Source organism: Tautonia marina (genome assembly GCF_009177065.1).
Classification (GTDB): Bacteria; Planctomycetota; Planctomycetia; order Isosphaerales; family Isosphaeraceae; genus Tautonia; species Tautonia marina.
Map to the genome: position 1 here is coordinate 144,131 of NZ_WEZF01000006.1, position 20,702 is coordinate 164,832.

The following is a 20,702-nucleotide window of genomic DNA, read 5'->3' on the forward strand; positions in this document are numbered from 1 at the left end:
CGCATGACCACCGCCTTTCTCTTGATCTTGCTGGGTGTGTTTGCCCGGCTCAATCCCGAGCATCTCCACAACCTGGTGCCGCTGGGGGCCATTGCGCTGTATGCCGGGGCCAGGCTTTCGAAACGCTATGCGTTGGCCGTTCCGCTGGTGATCATGGTGGCGACCGACCTGGTGATCGACCTGGTCTATTACCCGCAGTTTCGCCGGGGGCCGTTCGATCCGACTCGGCTGGCCGTCTACGGCTCGTACCTGGCAATCGTCTTGCTCGGGCGGTGGACCAGCCGGGATGCGAAGTTCGCCATGCCGGTCGGGATGGCGGTGGTTGGATCGCTCCTTTTCTTCGTGGTGACGAACTTCGCCGTCTGGGCCTCGGGCGTTTCGCTTCAGCCGGGCTCGATTGCCGGCCTGATCGCCTGCTACGGCGACGCGGTGCCGTTCTACCGGGCGACCCTCGTGGCCGACCTGTTCGGCGCGGTCGTGCTGTTCGGGCTCGATGCCGTTCTGCGGCCCGTGATCGAGGCCCGACAGCTTGCCGCCGCCGAGGCCAGGTGAGCCGAGCCTTGACGACCGGATCGAGGCCGGGGCCGGGGTTACTCGTCAGCGTGAGGTCGGCGGCCGAGGCGATCGAGGCGGTGCAGGGTGGTGCTTCGGTCGTGGATGTCAAAGAGCCGGGCCGAGGTCCGCTCGGCTGCGCCGAGGTGAGCGTCTGGCGAGCCGTCCGCGAGGCGGTGTCGCCGGATGTTCCGGTCAGCGTGGCGCTGGGAGAGCTGCGCGAGTGGGCCGATCGCCCCGTTCCTTCCGTTGGGGCCTTCGAGGGGATTGCCTTTCGAAAGCTTGGGCTCTCGGGGATGGTCGGGCGCGACTGGGAACGGATCTGGAACCAGTTTCGGGAGGCGATCGGACCGGGGCCTCCCTGGATCGCCGTGGCCTATCTGGACGCCGATCGGGCGGGAGCGCCGGAGCGGTTTGCGATTCGAGACGCTGCGGTGACGATACCGGAGTGCGCCGGGATCTTGCTCGACACCTGGGACAAATCTCGACCGGCCGATCTGGCGTCGATCGACCCCCACTGGTTCGAACCGATCCGGCAATCCGGGCGGCTGATTGCACTGGCGGGGGGACTCGACGCGGTGGCGATCCGCCGGTTGGGGGCACTTCGTCCCGATTTGTTCGGGGTCCGGGGGGCGGCCTGTTCCGGAGGGGATCGCGGCGGTTGCATCGAACGGGACCGGGTGCGCAGGCTCGTTGAGGCGAGCAGGAGCTCGGCTGCCGCTCGTCGGAACACCGTGTCCTGACGTCGATGGAACGGGGCGTTGTGCGAAGGGGGGAGGGCGGTTTCTCGGGTAGGAAGTCGGCCCCCTCACCCGGCCTGACGGCCACCGGCGCCCTACGAGGGGGGAGGGGGGTGGATTTCGCCGGACGGATTGTCGGGAAGATCGTCGAGGACGGGCAAGCCGGGCGGATAGGGGCCGTCGGCAAGGTCGAAGGGGCCGCAGAGGCCTTCGGCGTCGCAGGCGCGGCAGGCGGCGAGGTCGGCGCGGGTGAGGCCGGGATACCAGGTCATCAGTTCCTCCTCGGTCTTACCGTCGGCGAGCCAGGCAGCGACGTCTTCGACCTCGCGGCGGAGGCGGAGGATCACGGGCCATTGCTCGCTCATGCTGCGAACCAGGGCGATGTGATTCCGCCAGTTGGCGAAGGCGTCGGCAATTTCCTCGGGAGTTGATTCAGGAGGTGGAGGGAGAGGCGCGGGGGCCGGATCGGCGGGCGGGGTCGAGGATCGGCGCTGGGAAGCCTTCGTCGATCCTGGCGAGGCGGCGGCCTGCTGCTCCAGGTGGCGTCGAAGATCCTTGCAGGCGTTGCGGTAGTTCCGTTCGGCGAGGCTCTGGAACCGGCACCAGTCGAGGCCGGGCAGGGTGTCGCTGGGTTCCAATCGGGCTGCTCGGCGGAGCCGCTCGACGGCGATGACGACCATCTCGGCTTGAAGCCGGGCGGGGACGTCGCTCGGGTCGAACTGGGCAAGCCACGATTGGATCAGGGCGTTGAACTGCTGCTCGTCGACCCCCCGAAGCAGCACGAGCCCCATCGGGACCGGAGCCGGGGGAGCGTCGGCGGAAGTCGGGGGCGAGGTCGGGGTCGGCGAAGGCTCGGGAGACGGGTCGGAGGGAGGCACGAAGTGAGGCGTATTCATCGGGGAGCACTCAGGCCGCCTGGGCCGGTCGGACGTCGCGAGGTCGGGCGAGGAATCAAAGAGTGCTCGTCGAGCCCGAGGCGTGCCGCTTCCGGTCGGCCGGTGGTCCTTCTCTCTCTCGATCCGGTCCACAACGCCGGATCGAGGGAGCGCTCCGCGAGGAAGTGGGCGGGAGATTCGCCCCACAACCTTCTCTATTACTCTCGTGAGATTGACGCGGTGTAGTCACTTTTTTCGGAAGAATTTCCAAGATCGGCTTTGATGGGTGTGCGAGCAGGAGGCCTGGCGCGTCGCTCGTGTCGGCGGGGCGTCGTCTTGTCGAGGACACACTCGGCCCAGGGGGTTCCTTCGGAACGTTGCCATCGTGGGGGGGCAAGGGCCGACTTGTCCGGGGGGACACCCGGGGCGTAGGCTGGGAAGGGCCGCGGGCCGGTGATTGCCGATCTCGGCTCTAACACACGCAGGGGAGAATGTCCGCGATGCTGATGGGCCGTCCCGATTCGACGCCGTATGACCTGAGATTCCGATTGCTCGGCGTCCCGATCCGGATTCACCCGGCGTTCTGGATCGTCGGCTTGATGCTTGGGTTCGATCAGGCCGACCCGAAGCGGACCCTGGTCTGGGTGGCGGTCCTGTTCGTGTCGATCCTCTGGCACGAGATGGGGCACGCGATGGCGGCCGTCTGGAACGGCTTGCGGCCGAGTGTGGTGCTTTACTGGATGGGGGGGCTCTGCTTCAGCGAACGCGACCGGCTGGGAATCGGGGGGAACATCGCGGTGATCCTCGGCGGGCCAGGGGCGGGGTTCGTGCTGGGAATCCTGACGGTCTTGGTCGGCGCGGGGGTCGGAGGGCTGACCCTGGAAGACAACCTGGCGCTGTTCGGCCTGGGGTCGGGCAGTATCAGGGAAGCGATCTCCAAGTTCAATGATCCCTACGTGTTCAGTTTTTATTACAGTATGTTGTTTTTCAACTTCGGCTGGACGTTGGTGAACCTGTTGCCGGTCTGGAGTCTGGACGGGGGGCAGTTTCTGGCGCAGGTGTTGACGAGTCGGCACCCGTATCGAGGAATGCAGCAAACCTACACGGTGGGCATGATCACGGCCGGAGCGGTGGCGCTTTGGGCGTTTTCGGCCGAGCAGACGTTTCTGGCGATCTTCTTCGCCCTGTTCGCGTTCTCGAATTACCAGGGGCGGCGCGCCTTGCAGCACCAGGGGGGATATGGTTCGTTTGACATGGATCGAGGCGACTGGTGGACCCGGGGGCGGTGACGGTTGTCATGGGATGGTGGTTGATCGGAGGCTTGGGTGCCGTCGGAATGCTGGCGGCCGTCGTCTGGCTGGCGAGGACCGGGAGGCTCGGCGGGGGGGATTTTGTCATCCGGTTGGGGCCGGGGAGCCGGGTTCAGGTGACGGGAAAAATTCCTCGGTCGAAGGTGCCGGGGATTGCCGGGTTTTTCCAAGACCAGCCGGGAGAGATGCCACGGGGGAGGATTGTGGGGACGTTTGGGCCAGGCGGGACGCCTCGGCTCTGGTTCTCGGCGACGATCGCCCCGGCGCTGCGGCAACGAGCCCGGAATTTCCTGATTGAACACCTGCGCTGAACCGTCGCGCCCTTCCAATCGCGGGCCGATTATTCGAGAATCGACCGTCTTGAGCCTGCGCCTTTGATCTCGGCGCGCCGAATGTTGAAAGTATTGCGACGATGAGCAAACGCAAGTCGAAGTCGACCGCCAAAGCCGAAGCGAGCCCAACTCCCGAGGAATCTCCGACTCAGGGGCGCGATCTGGTCCTGTCGGAACTGGAGGAGCAGGGGCCGCCGTTGCCGAACCGGCTACCGATCTTGCCGCTGCGCGCGGATGTGGTGTTTCCGCAAACCGTGGTGCCTCTGGTCGTCAACCGTCCGGCCGGGATGAAACTGATTGACGAGGTGCATGGTTCGACCGGCGATCGCCTGATCGGGCTGGCGACCCAGCGCTCTCCGGACGTTGAGGAACCGACGCTCGACGACCTGTACGACACGATTTGCGTCGGGTCGATCCTGAAGATGCTGAAGTTCCCGGACGGTTCGACCCGGATCGTCTGCCAGGGACTCGGCCGCGCCCGATTGACCCAGATCGACCGCTCCGAGCCGTTTCTGGTGGGGCAGGTCGAGCCGCTGGAGGAGGCGGTTGAGGAAGGGGAAGAACTGGATGCCCTGGTTCATCTGGTCAACGGCCTGTTCAACCGCCTGAGCGACAACGTTCCCGAGGAACTTCAGGTCGCGGCCATGAACACCCGAGACCCGGCGCGGCTGGCCGACCTGCTGGGGTCGAGCCTGCCGTTCTCGGTCGAGGAAAAGCTGGAGATGCTGGCCGAGCTGGACGTGAAGTCCCGCCTGATGCTGCTGGGCCAGTACCTGACGCGGCACCTGAACGTGATGGAACTGTCGACCAAGATCCAGGCTCAGGTCGGCTCGGAAATCACCAGGGCGCAGCGCGAGCATTTCCTCCGTCAGCAACTGAAGGCGATTCAGGAAGAACTGGGGGAGATGGAACCCGAGGCCGCCGAGGCCCGCGAGCTGGAACGGAAGATCCGCCGCGCGAAGCTGCCGCCCGAGGCCCGCGCCGAGGCCCGACGCGAGATCGACCGCCTGGCCGGAATGCACCCCAGCTCGGCCGAATACTCGATCGTGCGCACCTATGTTGATTGGCTCGCAAGCCTTCCCTGGGCGAAGGCGAGCAAGGACCACCTCGACCTGAAGCACGCCCGAACCGTGCTCGACGAGGATCACTTCGACCTGGAAAAGATCAAGGAACGGATTCTCGAATACCTCGCCGTGCGGAAGCTGAAGAAGGACATGAAGGGGCCGATCCTCTGCTTCGTCGGTCCTCCGGGGACGGGGAAGACGAGCCTCGGCCGTTCGATCGCTCGGGCGATGGGGCGGGAGTTCGTGCGGATCAGCCTCGGCGGCGTGCACGACGAGGCGGAGATCCGGGGGCACCGGCGCACCTACGTTGCCGCCATGCCGGGGCGGATCATCCAGGGGTTGCGCAAGGCGGGTACGAATAATCCGGTGTTCATGCTGGATGAGGTTGATAAGCTCGGCGCCGATTTCCGAGGGGACCCGTCGGCCGCCTTGCTCGAAGTGCTCGACCCGGAACAGAACGCGACCTTCCGAGACAACTACCTCGACATCGACTTCGATCTGTCGCGGATCATGTTCATCGCCACGGCGAACATGCTGGAGACGATTCCCGGCCCGTTGCTTGATCGCATGGAAGTGCTGGAACTGCCCGGCTACGCCGAGGAGGAGAAGATCCTCATCGCCCAGCGCTTTCTGATCCCGAAGCAACTGGAAAGCCACGGGCTGACGGCGAAGCAACTGGTGATCGGTGACGACGCCGTCCGCCGCGTGATTGCCGATTACACCCGAGAGGCGGGCCTGCGGAACCTGGAACGGGAGCTGGCCGCGATCTGCCGGAAGGTGGCCCGAAAACGCGCTGAAGGGTTGAAGACGAGTACGAGCGTCGGGGCCGACGATGTGCCGACCTACCTCGGCCCGCCGAAGCACTTCCGCGAGGTGGCCGCGCGCACCGGAGTGCCCGGTGTTGCCACCGGCCTGGCCTGGACCCCGACCGGCGGTGAGATTCTGTTCATCGAGGCCAGCGGCATGCCCGGCAAAGGGTCGTTTACCCTGACCGGCTTGCTGGGTGAGTCGATGAAAGAAAGTGCTCATGCGGCGATGAGCTACTTGAAGTCGCACACGAAGGCGCTCGGGATTGATCCGGCTCGTTTCGCAAAGACGGATATTCATATCCACGTGCCTGCTGGGGCCGTGCCCAAGGATGGCCCCTCGGCCGGCGTGGCGATTGCCGCGGCGTTGATCAGCCTCTTCCGCGACGAGCCGATTCGGCGCGATCTGGCAATGACCGGCGAGCTGACTCTGACTGGCCGGGTCTTGCCGGTGGGTGGTGTGAAGGAAAAGGTGCTCGGCGCTCGGCGAGCAGGAATTAAAACGGTCTTGATTCCTCGATACAACGAGAAGGACCTGATTGATCTGTCCGAGGAGGTTCGCAGCGACCTGACCTTCCGGAGCGTTGAATCGCTGGATGACGTGGTGACCGCCTTGTTTGCCGAGGCAGAGCCGAACGCGACCGGGAAGAAGTCCGGTCCCTCCAAATCGTCGGCCAAGCCCCGATCGAAAGGCTCTGGCCCGTCGCGCCGAGCGAGTCGCTGAGGAGAGGAGTCTCACCACCAGGCGAGGACGGCGGGCGATGGAGAACGAGCCTTCGATCGGTGTGGCCAGCACGGTCCTGGCGGTTGTGGTGATCGGCATCGCCTTTTTGCTCACCTGGCGTCAGCGGTTGGAATCGCGTCGGCCTCGGAATCTCAGTGACGAGGCCGACGCCCGCTACTTTGCGCGGCAAGACCGCCGACGATACCGAGGGGCCGTGTTGCTGGCGCTCCTCGGTTTGGGGATCGGGGTGGGAGGCAACATCGACATTCGGGCGGGGCAGTCGGAGCGGATCGCCTTCGTCGTGGTGTGGATCGTCGTGTTGCTGCTCGTCTTGCAGACGCTCTTGCTGGCGTTTCTCGACTTATGGTCCACGCGACGCTATGCCGATCGGCAGCGTCGCAAACTCGCCGAGGAACGCCGGCAGACCCTCGAACGAGAGATCGAGGTGGTCAAACAAACGTTTCGCCGTTCCCGGACGCAAGAGAACGGGAAGCACGAACGACCGTGAGGAGAGGGAGGTGGGCGTGTGGGGGGAGCTTTGGTTCCCTCGCGCCGGGACCGGCATCGGTTGCGTGCTTCGACCACCGGTCCGACGGAGGCAGGTTTCTCGATGCGAGCTGACGGCGTGGTCAGTACGTCAGGGCGATGAGGGCCAGAATCAGGGCGATGAAGTTCAGCACGGCTCCCACCGGCACCGCAACCGGGCAGATCAGGCTTCGAAGATAGGCCGCGAGCCAGCCCACCAACGCGATGCCAAGGCCGATCAAGGCCGGGCTCATGGGGGGAACCCAGCCCGCGGCGGCCTGGCCAATCTCGCCGAGATTCTGGGCATAAATTCGACTGGCCTGGAGCAGGACCAGATCGAACCCGTAGATCACCACCAGGATGATCCCCAGAATCGAGGACGTCTGGCCCAGAATCCAGGAAATGTAACTGATTCGCGTTGCAGGATCGGGTTCATTCATGATTGGCTCCATCCCCGGCGTCGTTTCGGGTGTTGTGTTCCAGTGATCGTTTCGTGGTGTGGTTCGGAGCGGTCTACCGAGCGGCCGGCCGGTCGAGCGAGAACGATTCTCTCCGCGATGCTGTTCGTCTGTCGGGCTCGATTGTGGTGGAAAATCGCGTTGAAAACGCAGGAGCCATCAATGGAGCTGCGCGTGGGTCTTAGAACTCGTCCGTGGTTGCGATCGAGCCAAGGCGCTGGCTGGTCGAAGCAGACGCGGCTGGTCGGCCGGATCATTCGAAAGCCTGCGTCACCGATGTCAGAAGGCAAGTGCGTTCAGGAGCCGTCGCGTCCCTGGCCTGTCAGGTCAGGATGACCGCATTTCGATTGTCGCATTGGAAGCCCAACCGGTGCCAGTGGGCCTTGAGGCAATCCGGTGATCGGTCGGCCTCATCGGAGACCCGGCGTTCGCCGGAACCGATTGAGGAGCGATCTGCGGACATCACCTCCCGTCGGACGACGTCCTTATCTGAAACTGAGATTTGCAGGGATGAGAATAAAGTTCGACACTCGGAAGAGCGAATCATCCTTCTTTATTGGATTGGAAAAAAGGTGCTTGCGATCGCATCGATCACAGGGTAAAACCCTTAATGCTGAACTCCTCTGCAATTCTCAAGTGATTCACTTCTCGCCTTGACGCTTCTGTTCGGGGCGATTTGAGCGACGTAATCGGCATGATGATTCGGGGACTCCGTACACTCCGTGACGGATCGATCGGGACCCTGGCAGGGCCAGTGGTCGTGTTGATCGTCTTGTTCGCGGTCAGCCCCGTCACGGTTCGGGCCGAGCAATCGCACTGCGGATTCTATGTGATCCGCCCGGGAGATGTCGTTCTCCAGGAAGCCCTCGGGCTGTCCGATCTGTCTGAAAAGGTCTCAGGCATCGAGGCGGACGAGCGAACGGGATGGCCCGGTTCGGAAGATCGGCCCTGCAGCGGGCCGAGCTGTTCCCGTGGGTCGGACCCGCGCCCGGACGCGTCGACGGCCATCAGCCCCCCTCCACTCGAACACTGGGCTTGCCTCGGACCGGATTCTTCCGGCAGCGAGCCGCCTCTCGACGTTCTGCCCGTTCCCAACCGGCCCGCCCGTCTGGATCGCATCCCATCCCCGATCTTCCACCCGCCCCGGGTTGTCTGAGCCCGTCGACCACACCTCCATGCCTTGGGCTCCACGGTGCCTCGTGAGGCCGGACTCGTCCGTGATGCGGCTCTGATCGCTTATCCCACTGGACGGGCCTCCGCGTCCTGACGGAGACACGACGGCCCTGATCGGCCTGCGAGTCACCTTCGGTCGTTCTGCCGGCGTCGCGCAGATCCCAGAGCGTTCTGCTTCTGCCTCCGAACGCCTTGCGTGCGGTCTTCCGCGCGAGATGCCTGGCAGCCGATCGCCTGGAGACTCGACGGCCCTGTTCGAGGCCGGGGCACGCCGAGGCAGGGGTGGTTTGCGCCACAGAACAACCAGGTTCGGCCCCGAAAACCCGCCGATGGCGGGCTCCGCGGCGGCGCGGACATTTCCCCACAACCCGAGAGGCCGGAGTCCCGGGCGGTCGACCGACCGCACCGGCCCGAATGCGTACCGAGTGCCTCGCCGGCGATCGGAGCGATTGCCCGCGAACGTGGCGACCGGCCCTTATCTTACCTCATCACCTGAATGAATTGGAGAGAGACACATGATGAATCGACGCACCCAAGGGTTCACGTTGATTGAGCTGCTCGTCGTCATCGCCATCATCGGCGTGCTGATTGCCTTGCTCCTGCCCGCTGTCCAGTCGGCCCGCGAGGCGGCTCGGCGGGCGCAGTGTACCAATTACCTGAAGCAGATCGGCCTGGCCGTTCACAACTATGTTGACGTCCACGGGGTCCTGCCGGTCGGGCGCGGGACCCGGCCGCCGCGGCCTTACGACATCACCTCGCGGTACAACTACTCCGGATTCGCGAGCCTACTGCCGTTTCTGGAGCAGGCTCCCGTGTCCTCGGCGATCAACTTCGACCTGACGATGACTGTCCAGGAGGGGAACTCGACGGTGATGGCCACGGTCATCGCCAGCCTGCTTTGCCCGTCCGACGGCCAGCAGACCCCTACGGACTGGGCGGGCAACAACTACCGCTTCAGTGAAGGATCGAACATCCTTTACTCTCATGGCGCGACGGATACCGGCGGAGTCAACACCACCATGCCCGAGCCCAACGGCCCGTTCTTCCCGGAGCGGTCGTTCCCCCTGGCGAAGATCCGAGACGGCACGAGCAACACGATTCTGGCCTCCGAGAAGCTCCTCGGCGACTACAACCAGGGCATTCCGACGATCCGGCGCGACATCTACGTCTCGGCGACCTGGCCGACGACGCTCGATGAGGCCTTCCGGAACTGCGAATCCGTCGAGAATTCGAGCACCCCTTCCAACGGCGAGTCGAACGTCGGCGCCCCCTGGCTCGACGGGTTTTTGCACACCTCGATTTTCAAGGTCGTCTCCACGCCCAACAAAAAGTCCTGCTACATGTTCCCCGCTCGGCTGGTGATGTCGGCCAGCAGTGAACATCCCGGTGGTGTGAACATCGCCTTGTGCGACGGTTCGGTGCGCTTCGTCAAGGACACCGTCGACCGCTCCGCCTGGTGGGCGATCGGCTCGATGAACGGTGGCGAGGTCGTCTCGTCGGATTCCTACTGATCACCACGGGGATCGGAACTGATCCGCTGGAGGACCAAGCATGCGCGTCAAATCCTGGCGATTGGCCCCCGACCGCGCGGCGATAGCCGTCGGAATCGGGCTGCTGCTGACCTGCTGGTCGGGATGCGGGAGCGGGCCGCCCGTTGCCGCGAGCGAGGACCAAGCGAGAGAAGTCCTGAACGCGGCCCTCGAAGGCTGGCAGGGGGGGGCCTCGATCGAGGACCTCAAGGAGTCGTCCCCTTCGATCGTCGTCTCCGACCCGAAGTGGTCGGGCGGTACCCGTCTGTCGCGATTCGAGGTCGAGGGGGAGGGGAAGCCGGCGGGTGCCGAACGGCTTTTCACGGTCACCCTCTGGCTGGAGGGGAACGGGGGCGAGGAGGTTGCCGAGACGGTCGAGTACAAGGTCGGGACCGATCCGATCCGCACCGTCTTCCGAGCGATCTTCTAGCGAGAACGTCGGGGCCGATGGGCTCCACATCGGGGCGGATGTCCGCCTCTGATCACATCCATTTCCATCGGGAGAACGAAGACATGGGACTCCTTCGGAAGGTGCCCTCGATCGGGGCCGTCGCCACGCTGTTCGCGGCGACGGTGATCGCGTCCTCGGGCTGGGCCGCAGCGCCCGAGCCCCCGGGGCCTGCGAGTCACGGGGATGGTGACCGGCTCGCCCGCGTACCTGTGCTCGATAACGCCGAAGCATGGGCGTGCCTGCCCGTCGAGCACGGCGAAGGGCAGGCCCCGGCGTTGCCAACCTGGGCTCGCGTGCTGGCTCGCGCCCTGCCGGCGACCACGGCTCGGATGCTCGTGCTGGACCACGTCCAGCGCACGGGAAGCTCGCTCGATCCCGCCCTTCGTGCCGCCATGCGATGGGCCGCCGCCGATGCGCTCGAGAGTTCGTATGGTCGAGACACCGCCGAGGCCGACCTGCGCCGCCTCGGGTTCGAGGACGACGCGATTCGCCGGTGGACTGAGGCCCCGCACGAAGGGCTCTCCGGGCCGGAGCACGATGCCCTCGCCTTTGCTCGCGCGCTGACGCTGGAGGCGGACAAGGTCACCGATGCCGAGGTTGCCAGGCTGATCGAGGCCTTTGGCGAGTCCTCGTTCGTCGCAATGGTCCACTTGCTGGCCTATGCCAACTTTCAGGACCGTCTTCTGCTTGCGCTCGATGTCCAGGTCGAGCCGGGCGGCCCGCTGCCGCCCCTGGAGGTGCAGATCGACCTCGACGCCATGCCGGAGGTCCCGGAGCGGAGGCCCCCCGACGGCCCCGCCCCAACGGTACCGACCCACGTCGGCGACCCGACCTGGGCGGCGACCGATTTCGACGAACTGCAGGACCGGCTTGAGGCCCAGCGTGGCCGCGCCAGCCGGATCCGGGTTCCGAGCTGGGAGGAGATGCTCGCTGCGCTCCCAGAGAGCGTCCCGCAACCGGAGCGCCGCCACAGTGTGAAGTGGACCCTCGTCGGCATGGGTTACCAGCCCACACTGACCTCTGCGTGGCTGACCACAATGCGCACGTTCAGTCCCGAGTCGGGGACCGATCGGGTCTTTCGGGAGAGCATCTTCTGGGTCGTCACGCGGACAATCCACTGCTTCTACTGAATGGGTCACACAGAGATGCTGCTCGCGGTCGCGGGCCTGGACGCAGATGCACTGACCGATCGGACGCGCCGCCTCGCCAGCGGTGACTGGTCCTCCTTTTCACCCTCAGAGCGGGCGGCCTTCTTCTTCGCTCGCGAGCTGTCGCTCGACCCGGCGTTGATTGACGATGCGGACGTCGAGGAACTGATTGCCCACTTCGGCACCGAGCGGGCTCTGGACGTGGTCTGGTGGTCGGCCCGTTGCCACTACATGACCCGTGTGGCCGACGCCTTCCAGATCCCCCTGGAGCGTGAGAACGTCTTTCAACCTCCGCCGGATGAGCCGGAGGATCCGAAGTGACCCGGACGTCGGGCCCGGACGCTCTGGGCCCGACGCGAAGGGACTGGGAACCTGGGCACTCTCGGCCCTGATTCCTCGCTGATCGGCTCGCCCGACCTCGACCCGAGGGATGCGGGCGAGCCGGTTGCGTGCCAGGACCGACTCTGTGATTCAGGGGTGGGTTTCCTCCTCCTGCTGAGCCTGCGCACCGCCGCTCTGCCCTCGTGTTCTTCTCTGTGGGGTACTGCTGAGGCGATTTCTCCCGCGCGGACCCTATGGAAAGTCATTGGTCTGCGGGATCATCCATCTCGAATCGAGGCGCTGACGCCTTTTGTGGTCTTGTGATCAGACAGAGAAATTTGTTTTGGCTCCACGTGGTTGATCATTGTATAACCAACGGTGAACCATCGTCCGGTCAGGCAACTCTGGCCAAGCTTCGAACGCGATGGTCACCACGCGCGCCCCCCCCCAACGAATCTCCTGGGATTGGTTTGCGAGGTCCCAGGACGCGCCTCTGGTTCTGATCCCTCCGGGCTTCGACTGCCGAATCGAGCGATGCAGGAGACCGCCGTGATGAGACCTTGGTACGGGTACCCGACGACGACCGCGGTCCTGATGGCCCTGCTCTGGGCTGGTCCCGCACAGGCCGACGACGCCGAGGCCCCGGCCGATTCGGCCGATGCGAAGGTCAGCTATTACGAGCAGATCCGGCCGATCTTCGAGGCGAACTGCCAGGGATGCCACCAGCCGGCAAAGGCCGGCGGCAAGTTCGTGATGACCGAGTTCGAGCGGTTGCTCGGCGGAGGCGAATCGACCCTGCCGGCCATCGTGCCCGGCGATCCGGTCGAAAGCTACCTGATGGATCAGATCACGCCGACCAACGGCGAGGCGCTGATGCCCCAGGATGCGCCGCCGTTGCTCGACGCCGAAATCGCCCTCATTCGCCAGTGGATCGCCGAAGGGGCCGTCGACGACACGCCCGCCAACGTCCGAACGACCTTCAGCGCCGAGAACCCGCCGGTTTACGTCCGTCCGCCCGTTATTGCGTCGATGGACGTTTCGCCCGACGGCAGCCTGATCGCCGTCGCCGGGTTTCACGAGGTCTTGCTCCTGTCAGCCGAAACCCTGGAACGCACGGGCCGGCTGATCGGCCTTTCCGAGCGGATCGAGTCAGTCGCCTTCTCACCTGACGGCTCGAAACTGGCCGTCACCGGCGGGAATCCGGGGCGGTTGGGCGAGGTCCAGATCTGGGATGTGGCCTCGGCTCGCCTGATTCGCTCGGTCCCGGTCACGTACGACACGGTTTACGGCGCGAGCTGGTCGCCCGATGGATCGAAGATCGCCTTTGGTTGCGCGGATAACTCGGTTCGGGCGATTGACGTGAAAACGGGCGAGCAGGTTCTCTTTCTGCTGGCTCATGAGGACTGGGCGCTCGACACCGTGTTCTCGGCCCAGGGGTCGCATCTGATCTCGGTCGGTCGGGACATGGCGGTGAAGCTGACCGAGATCGAGACGCAGCGATTCGTGGACAACATCACCTCGATCACTCCCGGAGCCTTGAAAGGGGGCGTCAATGCCGTGGCCCGGCACCCGAATCGGGATGAGATCGTGGTCGGCGGCTCGGACGGCGTGCCCAAGCTCTACCGCGTTGAGCGCCTGACGAAGCGGGTGATCGGCGACGACGGCAACCTGATCCGCGAGTTCCCGGCGATGAAGGGCCGGATTTTCTCCGTGGCGGTCAGCCCCGACGGCTCGATGATCGCCGCGGCCAGCGCGCTCGACGGTCAAGGCGAGGTCGCCGTTTTCTCTTACGACTTCGACACGAGCCTGCCGGACGAGATCAAGGCGATCAATGAGAAGGTCGTCACCACCCGGTCGGCCGAGGAAGCCCAGAAGCTCGACGCCTACCACAAGGAAGGGGTCCGCGAGATCGCTCGCCTGAGCGTGCCCGAAACCGGCCTCTACTCGATCGCCTTCGGGGCCGATGGCCAGTTGCTGGCGGCCGGGGGGGACGGGATCATCCGGGTGATCGACGCGACGACGGGAACGGTCGTCGATCAGGTGTCTCCCGCTCCGCTCGAAGAAGGTTCGGCCGAAATGGCCGAGGCCGGCAAGCCGGTTCGGCCGAAGCGAGTGGCCGTGGATGACTCGACCGAGGTGGCCGAGGCTGACCGCCTGCCCGAAGGGGCCGAGCTGGTGGAGCTGACCGTCACTCCGAGCGAGATTCGACTGGTCAACCTCTTTGATTCCGTTCAGATCGTCGTCAGCGGCACCCTGAACAGTGGCGCGGTGGTCGACCTGACCCGGACGGCCGATCTGAGCCTGTCGAGCCCGGTGGCCGAGGTCGCTCGATCCGGCTTCGTCACGCCGATCGTTGACGGCAACGGCACGCTGGAGGTTTCGCTTGCGGGGAAATCGGCGAAGGTTCCGGTGATCGTTGAGGGCTTGTCGCAGCCGTTTGAGGTTGATTTCGTGAGGGACGTGAACCCGGTTCTCTCTCGGCTCGGCTGCAACCAGGGGACCTGTCACGGGGCTCAGGACGGGAAGAACGGCTTCAAGCTCTCACTTCGAGGCTACGACCCGATCTTCGACATCCGATCGTTGACCGACGACCACGCGGCCAGACGGGTCAACCTCGCCTCGCCCGACGATAGCCTGATGCTGCTCAAGCCGACCGGCGGCGTGGCTCATGTCGGTGGCGTCTTAATGGACACCGAGGAATCGAACTACCGGATTCTCCGCGACTGGATCGCCTCGGGAGCGTCGCTGAACCTGGAAACGCCCCGGGTTGCGAGCATCGAGGTTCAGCCGTCGAACCCGATCATCGATCGGATCGGCGCCCGGCAGCAGTTGCGCGTGGTGGCGACCTATGACGATGGTACCCGACGCGACGTGACGCAACACACCTTCCTCGAAAGTGGCAACACCGAGGTGGCCACTGCCGGGGATCGGGGCCTGATTTCCGCCATCCGGCGCGGCGAGGCTCCCATCCTTGCCCGCTTCGAAGGGGCCTATGCCGCCACGACCCTGACCGTCATGGGAGATCGGAGCGGCTTCGTCTGGACCGAGCCGGAATCGTACAACGCGATTGACGAACTGGTCGCCCGCAAGTGGGAACGGATGAAGATTCTCCCCTCGGACCTTTGCACCGATACGGAGTTCCTCCGCCGGGCCCACCTCGACCTGACCGGCCTGCCGCCCTCGCCCGAGCAGGTTACCGCCTTCCTCGACGATTCCAGACCGAGCCGGGAGAAGCGTGAGGCCCTGGTGGATGACCTCATCGGCTCCGAGGCGTTCGTCGAGTACTGGACGAACAAGTGGGCCGACCTGTTGCAGGTGAACGCGAAGTTCCTCGCCCCCGAGGGAGCGCGGGCCTTCCGGAACTGGATTCGGGAGGAGGTCGCGGCCAACACGCCCTACGACGAGTTCGTCCGCAAAATCGTCACCGCCAGCGGCTCGAACCGGGAGAATCCGGCGGCGTCGTACTACAAGATCCTCCGTACTCCGGAGGAGACGATGGAGAACACGACCCACCTGTTCCTCGGCATCCGCTTCAACTGCAACAAGTGCCACGACCATCCCTTCGAACGCTGGACGCAGGACCAGTATTACGAGACCTCCGCGTTCTTCGCCCAGGTCGCGCTGGCGACCGATCCGGAGAGCGGCGATCGCCGCATTGGGGGCTCGGCCGTCGAGGGGGCCAAGCCGCTGTACGAGATCGTCAGTGACACCTCGCAGTCCGAGGTGATTCACGAACGCACCGGAGCCCCAACGCCGCCGGCGTTCCCCTACGAAAGTGACTACGAGGCGCCGGAGGATGCCCCCCGTCGCGTCGCCCTGGCCTCCTGGATGACCTCGCCCGACAACCAGTACTTCGCCAGGAGCTACGCCAACCGGATCTGGGGGTACTTGATGGGGGTCGGCCTGATCGAGCCGCTCGACGACATCCGCGCCGGCAACCCGCCGACGAACCCCGAGTTGCTCGATTACCTGACCGACGAGTTCGTTTCCAGCGGGTTCGACGTGCAGCACCTGATGCGGCTGATCGCCACCTCGCGGACCTATCAACTGTCGGTCGAGACGAACGAGTGGAACGCCGACGACGCCATCAACTACGCCAGCGCCCAGCCGAAGCGGTTGCCGGCCGAGGTGCTTTACGACGCGATCTACAAGGTCGCCGGCGCGACGCCGAAGATTCCCGGCGTGCCGGAAGGAACCCGAGCCGCTGCCTTGCCCGACTCTGGCATCGACCTGCCAAGCGGGTTCCTGACGACCTTCGGCCGACCGGTTCGCGAGTCGGCCTGCGAGTGCGAACGCTCGGATGATCTGCAACTCGGGCCGATCATGGCCCTGGTCAGCGGCCCAACGGTGGCCGAGGCGATCGGCGACGCGAACAACGCCATTGCCTCGTTGACCAAGGAAGAAGACGGGAATGCCTCGCTGATTAACGAGTTGTTCCTCCGCATCCTCAACCGGCCGGCGACGGTCAGCGAGATCGACGCCTGCCTCGCCGTCTTCGACGAGATCGGCGCAGACCATCAGGAACTCGCCGCCGCCCTCGTGGCCCGAGAGGCGGAAGTGGCCGCCCTGATGCCCCAGTGGGAACGGGAGCGTGAGGAGGCGATCGCCGCCGCCCGCGAGGCACTCTCGGCCTACGAGGAAGAGATCGCCCCCCGGGTTGCCGAGCAAGAGCAAGCGCGGCAGGAGAAGATCGCTGCCGCCAGGGCCGATCTGGAGGGGTACGCCTCCAACGACCTGCCCGCCAAGATTTCCCAGTGGGCCGCCGAGCAGTCGAAGAACCTCGTGGCCTGGGAGTCGCTGGAGGCCCGCCGCATGACGGCCTCGAACGGCTCGACGCTGGAACAGCGCGAGGACCGCTCGATCGTGGCATCGGGCGACAAGAACGGTCAGGGAGTCTACACGATCGTCGCTGAGACGGAACTGACGGGCCTGACCGCGCTGCGGCTCGAAGTTTTGACCGATGAGTCGTTGCCCCGCAACGGGCCGGGCCGGGCAAAGGACGGCAACTTCGTGCTCAACGAGATCGAGGTCCATGCCGCTCCGCTGACCGATCCGACCCAGATCCGCAAGCTCTCGCTGGTCAACCCGCTGGCCGATTTCAGCCAGGACAACCTTCCGATCACTGCTGCGGTTGATGGCAACGACAAGGACCCGGCACAGGGCTGGGCCGTCTCGCCGGCCTCGGGGGTGACCCACTGGGCCACCTTCCAGCTGGCCGAGCCGCTCAATCACCCCGGAGGCACCCTGTTGACCATCAAGATGGTGCAGAACTTCCAGAGTCGAGAGCATTCGATCGGCCGGTTCCGCCTCGCGCTCAGCGCTCAAACGGAGTCGGTGGGCGTGAGCCTTCCGGACGACTTTGCGTCCCTGGTCGCCGCGGGTGAGACCGACTGGACCGACGAACAACGGGCCTCGGTCCTGGCCTACTTCAAGGCGATCGACCAGCCGTACCGACAGAAACAGCAGGCCCTGGCCCAGGCCGAGCAGCCCCTGCCCGAAGATCCGAAGCTCGTGCAGCTTCGCCAGCGCTTGGCCGAGGCCGAACAACCTTTGCCCGAAGACCCGACCCTGGCCCGGCTTCGGACCGACCTGGCCATGAGTGCCAACCAGCTCGAAACCCGCCGGCTCACGGCGGCCCAGGATATCGCCTGGGCCCTGATCAACAGCCCGGCGTTCCTGTTCAATCACTGATTTGGAATGCGATCGAGGGCGGAAGACAGGTTATACCGGATTGAGACGTGCTCGAATCCGAACCTGCCTTCGCACCCCTCCTGACGGCTCGTAGGACCGATCCCCCGAACCGCCCATCGAAAGGCAGGACCGCGATGCTGTTCGTTCCCGGACCCAGCGGCAAGGACCTCTGCGACGATCATCTCGGCGCCACCCGGCGCGATATTCTCCGCGTCGGAGCCTCGGGCCTGTTCGGCCTGTCGCTCGGCTCGATGCTTCAGTTGCAGGCCGCCTCGGCCAACGACGCCGGCCGGCTCGCGGGTGGTCCCGGCTGGGGCAAGGCCAAGAGCGTCATCCTCGTCTACCTGCAGGGCGGCCCGAGCCACCTCGACCTCTGGGACCCCAAGGACGACGCCCCGGAGAAGGTCCGAAGCGCCTTCAAATCGATTCCGACGAACGTGCCGGGCGTCAACGTCACCGAAATTCTGCCGCAGATGGCCCAGATTGCGGATAAATACACCTTTATCCGCTCGATGAGCTACACCCCCAACGGTCTGTTTAACCACACCGCCGCCATCTACCAGATGATGACCGGCTACACGACCGACAAGGTCAGCCCATCCGGTCAGCTCGAACCGCCGAGCCCGAAAGACTTCCCGAACTTCGGCTCGAACATCATCCGCATCCAGCCGCCGACGGTGCCGATGCTGCCGTTTGTCATGCTCCCTCGCCCGTTGCAAGAGTCGAACGTGGTCGGCAAAGGGGGAACCGCCGGGTTCCTCGGCAAGTCGTTCGACCCGTACACCCTCTACCCCGAGGGTGACGACATGGACATGGAGAAGATGAGCCGGATCAAGGTCGATGACCTCCAGCTCCGCCCCGAAGTCTTCGCCCTTCGCCTCCAGCGCCGGGCCAAGCTTCGCGAGGCCCTGAACGACGCAATGCCTGTCCTGGATGAATCCGTCTCAAACTACAACCTGAACGAGTACTACGACCGGGCGCTGAGCCTTGTCGTCTCGGGCAAGGCTCGCGAGGCGTTCGACCTGGCACAGGAAAAGACCCCGCTGCGTGACCGCTACGGCCGCAACACCTTTGGCCAGAGCTGCCTGCTGGCTCGGCGGTTGGTTGAGGCGGGAACCCGGGTGGTCGAGGTCATCTGGCCGAAGGTCGCAAACAGCGACAACCACTCGTGGGACCACCACGTCGGCCTGACCGAGCGGATGAAGAACCAGTCGGGCCCGATGCTCGACCAGGGGCTTTCGGCCCTCATTACCGACCTGGACGAGCGGGGGATGCTGGACGATACGCTCGTCGTGGCCGTCGGCGAGTTCGGCCGCAGCCCGCAGAAGGGGGTCAGCACCTCCGGTAACGGCAACAGCGCCGACGGCCGAGACCACTGGCCGTACTGCTACACCGCCGTCATGGCCGGTGCCGGTATCCGTCGCGGCAACGTCCACGGCAAGTCGGACAAGACCGGCTCGTCTCCGGTCGATGATCCGGTTCACCCGAATGAGCTGCTGGCGACGATCTACCACTCGTTCGGTATCGCCCCGGATACGATTGTGTACAACCACCTGAACCAGCCCCGAGAACTGGTGAAGGGTGAGGCGGTGACGTCGCTCTTCGGCTGATTGGGCCGGATTCGGAAGAAGGATTGCGCGCAGAGACGCGGAGTCGCGGAGAAGAAGGGAGAGAAGAGAGTTCTCCTGTTCGCTTCGCTGCGGCTCCGCGTCTTTGCGCGCGAATTGATCCGGGACGTTACAATGGGAATTGACCCCAACGACCCACCCGCTACGCCCGTTGAGACGCGATTGCCGTGAAGATCAAGTGCCGACCCGAGGATTTTCGGGTCGAGGAATTGCCGACCGTTGAACCTGGTGACCGGGGCCGATTCGTCCTCTACCGGTTGACCAAGCGAGGGATCGGCACTCCGGAGGCGATCGAGTCGATTCGCCGCCGCTGGAACCTGCCGCCCGATGTGGTGCGTCACGGGGGATTGAAGGATCGGCACGCGCTGACCATTCAATATCTTTCGATCTTCAAGGGGCCGGAGCGGTCGCTTCATCAGGAACAGATTGATTTGGAGCCGATCGGGCGGATCGACGAGCCTTATGGGCCGTCGTCGTTTCGCGGGAACCACTTCGGGATCGTCCTGCGCGATCTGTCGGACGACGAGGCGGCCCGGGCACTTCGGGCGGCGACGGAGATTCCGCGCGACGGCATTCCCAACTACTTCGACGATCAGCGGTTTGGCTCGGTCGGTCCGAGCGGAGACTTCATCGGCCGGGCCTGGATTGCGGGAGATCACGAGCGGGCGTTGTGGCTCGCCCTGGCCGAGGAGAACGATTCGGACCGTCCCGGAGACGCCCGGCAGAAAGCGATCCTCCGCGAGTTCTGGGGCCGATGGCCGGAGGCGAAAGAGGCGCTCGACCGTTCGCACATTCGGAGTATCGTCACGTACCTGGTTGATCATCCGACCGACTTTCGAGGCGCCTTCGCTCGGGTCAGGCGCGACCTGAGGTCGATCTACTTTTCGGCCTATCAGAGTCACCTTTGGAACCTGATTCTGGCCCGGTTCATCGAACGGATCACCCGGCCGGAGCAGCGGGTGGTGCATCCCTTTCGGACGGCGGAGCTGCCGGTTCCGGTCGGCCTGGAGCCCGATCAGGTCGATCGGCTCGCCAGAACCCGATTGCCCTTGCCTGCGTCTCGAACGGTGATCGGTTCGGATGAGGTGGCGGAGATCGCCCGGTCGGTGGTCGCGGAGCAGGGGATGGCCTGGGAGGATCTCCGCGTCCGGCACTTGAAGGATGTCTTCCTCTCCAAAGGGGACCGCGCGGCGATGTTTCGGGCCGGGAATTGGTCGCAGTCGCACCTGAACGACGATGATCTGTACCGAGGTCGCAAGACCCTGGAGCTGGAATTCGAGCTGCCGCGAGGTGCCTATGCGACCCTGATCGTCAAGCGGCTCACCGATGCCGCGGGCGGGCAATCGGCTGAATCGTGAGTGATCGCAATCTCGAT

At 65.0% G+C, this 20,702-nt stretch carries 15 protein-coding genes; 13 read left to right on the forward strand and 2 right to left on the reverse strand.

The genetic code is table 11. The features are described from left to right. The first annotated feature begins 3 nt into the window (after positions 1-3). Positions 4-552, forward strand: a complete 549-nt coding sequence (locus GA615_RS28105) for a DUF6580 family putative transport protein (protein WP_235905269.1) — start codon at positions 4-6, stop codon at positions 550-552. Further along, a complete protein-coding gene (locus tag GA615_RS28110) occupies positions 549-1,295 on the forward strand; it encodes a (5-formylfuran-3-yl)methyl phosphate synthase (RefSeq protein WP_235905271.1) in 747 nt (248 codons plus the stop codon). Before GA615_RS28105 ends, GA615_RS28110 begins: the two co-directional genes overlap by 4 nt. A gap of 92 nt (positions 1,296-1,387) precedes the next feature. Here GA615_RS28110 and GA615_RS09390 read toward each other — a convergent pair whose 3' ends face one another. Then, positions 1,388-2,188 (reverse strand): DUF433 domain-containing protein, encoded by an 801-nt coding sequence (locus GA615_RS09390; protein WP_152051028.1) that lies wholly within the window; start codon positions 2,186-2,188, stop codon positions 1,388-1,390. 479 nt (positions 2,189-2,667) lie between these two features. On the opposite strand from GA615_RS09390, the gene GA615_RS09395 reads away from it, so the two are divergent. From GA615_RS09395 to GA615_RS09410, 4 genes are all read left to right on the forward strand, one after another. After that, the gene (locus GA615_RS09395; RefSeq protein WP_161602251.1) at positions 2,668-3,456 is read left to right on the forward strand and encodes a metalloprotease; all 789 of its coding nucleotides are present in this window, start codon (positions 2,668-2,670) and stop codon (positions 3,454-3,456) included. Continuing rightward, positions 3,453-3,788, forward strand: a complete 336-nt coding sequence (locus GA615_RS09400; RefSeq protein WP_152051030.1) for a hypothetical protein — start codon at positions 3,453-3,455, stop codon at positions 3,786-3,788. The genes GA615_RS09395 and GA615_RS09400 overlap by 4 nt, the downstream gene beginning before the upstream one ends. A gap of 188 nt (positions 3,789-3,976) precedes the next feature. Continuing rightward, complete coding sequence (gene lon, locus GA615_RS09405; protein ID WP_390622224.1) at positions 3,977-6,403, forward strand: endopeptidase La; 2,427 nt, start codon at positions 3,977-3,979, stop codon at positions 6,401-6,403. A 37-nt stretch (positions 6,404-6,440) separates the two neighbouring features. Continuing rightward, on the forward strand, positions 6,441-6,911 hold the full coding sequence (locus GA615_RS09410; protein ID WP_152051032.1) for a hypothetical protein: 471 nt from the start codon (positions 6,441-6,443) through the stop codon (positions 6,909-6,911). A gap of 121 nt (positions 6,912-7,032) precedes the next feature. Here the strand turns inward: GA615_RS09410 and GA615_RS09415 are convergent, their stop codons facing one another. Beyond that, positions 7,033-7,368, reverse strand: coding sequence for a hypothetical protein (locus GA615_RS09415; RefSeq protein WP_152051033.1), 336 nt, complete (start codon positions 7,366-7,368; stop codon positions 7,033-7,035). A 1,706-nt stretch (positions 7,369-9,074) separates the two neighbouring features. Between GA615_RS09415 and GA615_RS09420 the strand changes: the two genes are divergently transcribed. The 7 genes from GA615_RS09420 to truD all read left to right on the forward strand — a co-directional run bounded on the left by GA615_RS09420 (position 9,075) and on the right by truD (position 20,685). Continuing rightward, a complete protein-coding gene (locus GA615_RS09420; protein ID WP_152051163.1) occupies positions 9,075-10,070 on the forward strand; it encodes a DUF1559 domain-containing protein in 996 nt (331 codons plus the stop codon). A gap of 40 nt (positions 10,071-10,110) precedes the next feature. Beyond that, positions 10,111-10,518, forward strand: coding sequence for a hypothetical protein (locus GA615_RS09425; protein ID WP_152051034.1), 408 nt, complete (start codon positions 10,111-10,113; stop codon positions 10,516-10,518). 83 nt (positions 10,519-10,601) lie between these two features. Beyond that, a complete protein-coding gene (locus GA615_RS09430) occupies positions 10,602-11,669 on the forward strand; it encodes a carboxymuconolactone decarboxylase family protein (protein WP_152051035.1) in 1,068 nt (355 codons plus the stop codon). A gap of 15 nt (positions 11,670-11,684) precedes the next feature. Beyond that, positions 11,685-12,008, forward strand: a complete 324-nt coding sequence (locus tag GA615_RS09435) for a hypothetical protein (protein ID WP_152051036.1) — start codon at positions 11,685-11,687, stop codon at positions 12,006-12,008. 552 nt (positions 12,009-12,560) lie between these two features. Next, positions 12,561-17,699: a DUF1549 domain-containing protein gene (locus GA615_RS09440; RefSeq protein WP_152051037.1), complete on the forward strand. Its 5,139-nt coding sequence runs from the start codon at positions 12,561-12,563 to the stop codon at positions 17,697-17,699. A gap of 134 nt (positions 17,700-17,833) precedes the next feature. After that, the gene (locus GA615_RS09445; protein ID WP_152051038.1) at positions 17,834-19,309 is read left to right on the forward strand and encodes a DUF1501 domain-containing protein; all 1,476 of its coding nucleotides are present in this window, start codon (positions 17,834-17,836) and stop codon (positions 19,307-19,309) included. Positions 19,310-19,494: 185 nt separating this feature from the next. After that, entirely contained in the window at positions 19,495-20,685 is a 1,191-nt protein-coding gene (truD, locus tag GA615_RS09450; protein ID WP_152051039.1) for a tRNA pseudouridine(13) synthase TruD, read from the forward strand. Positions 20,686-20,702: the final 17 nt, after the last annotated feature.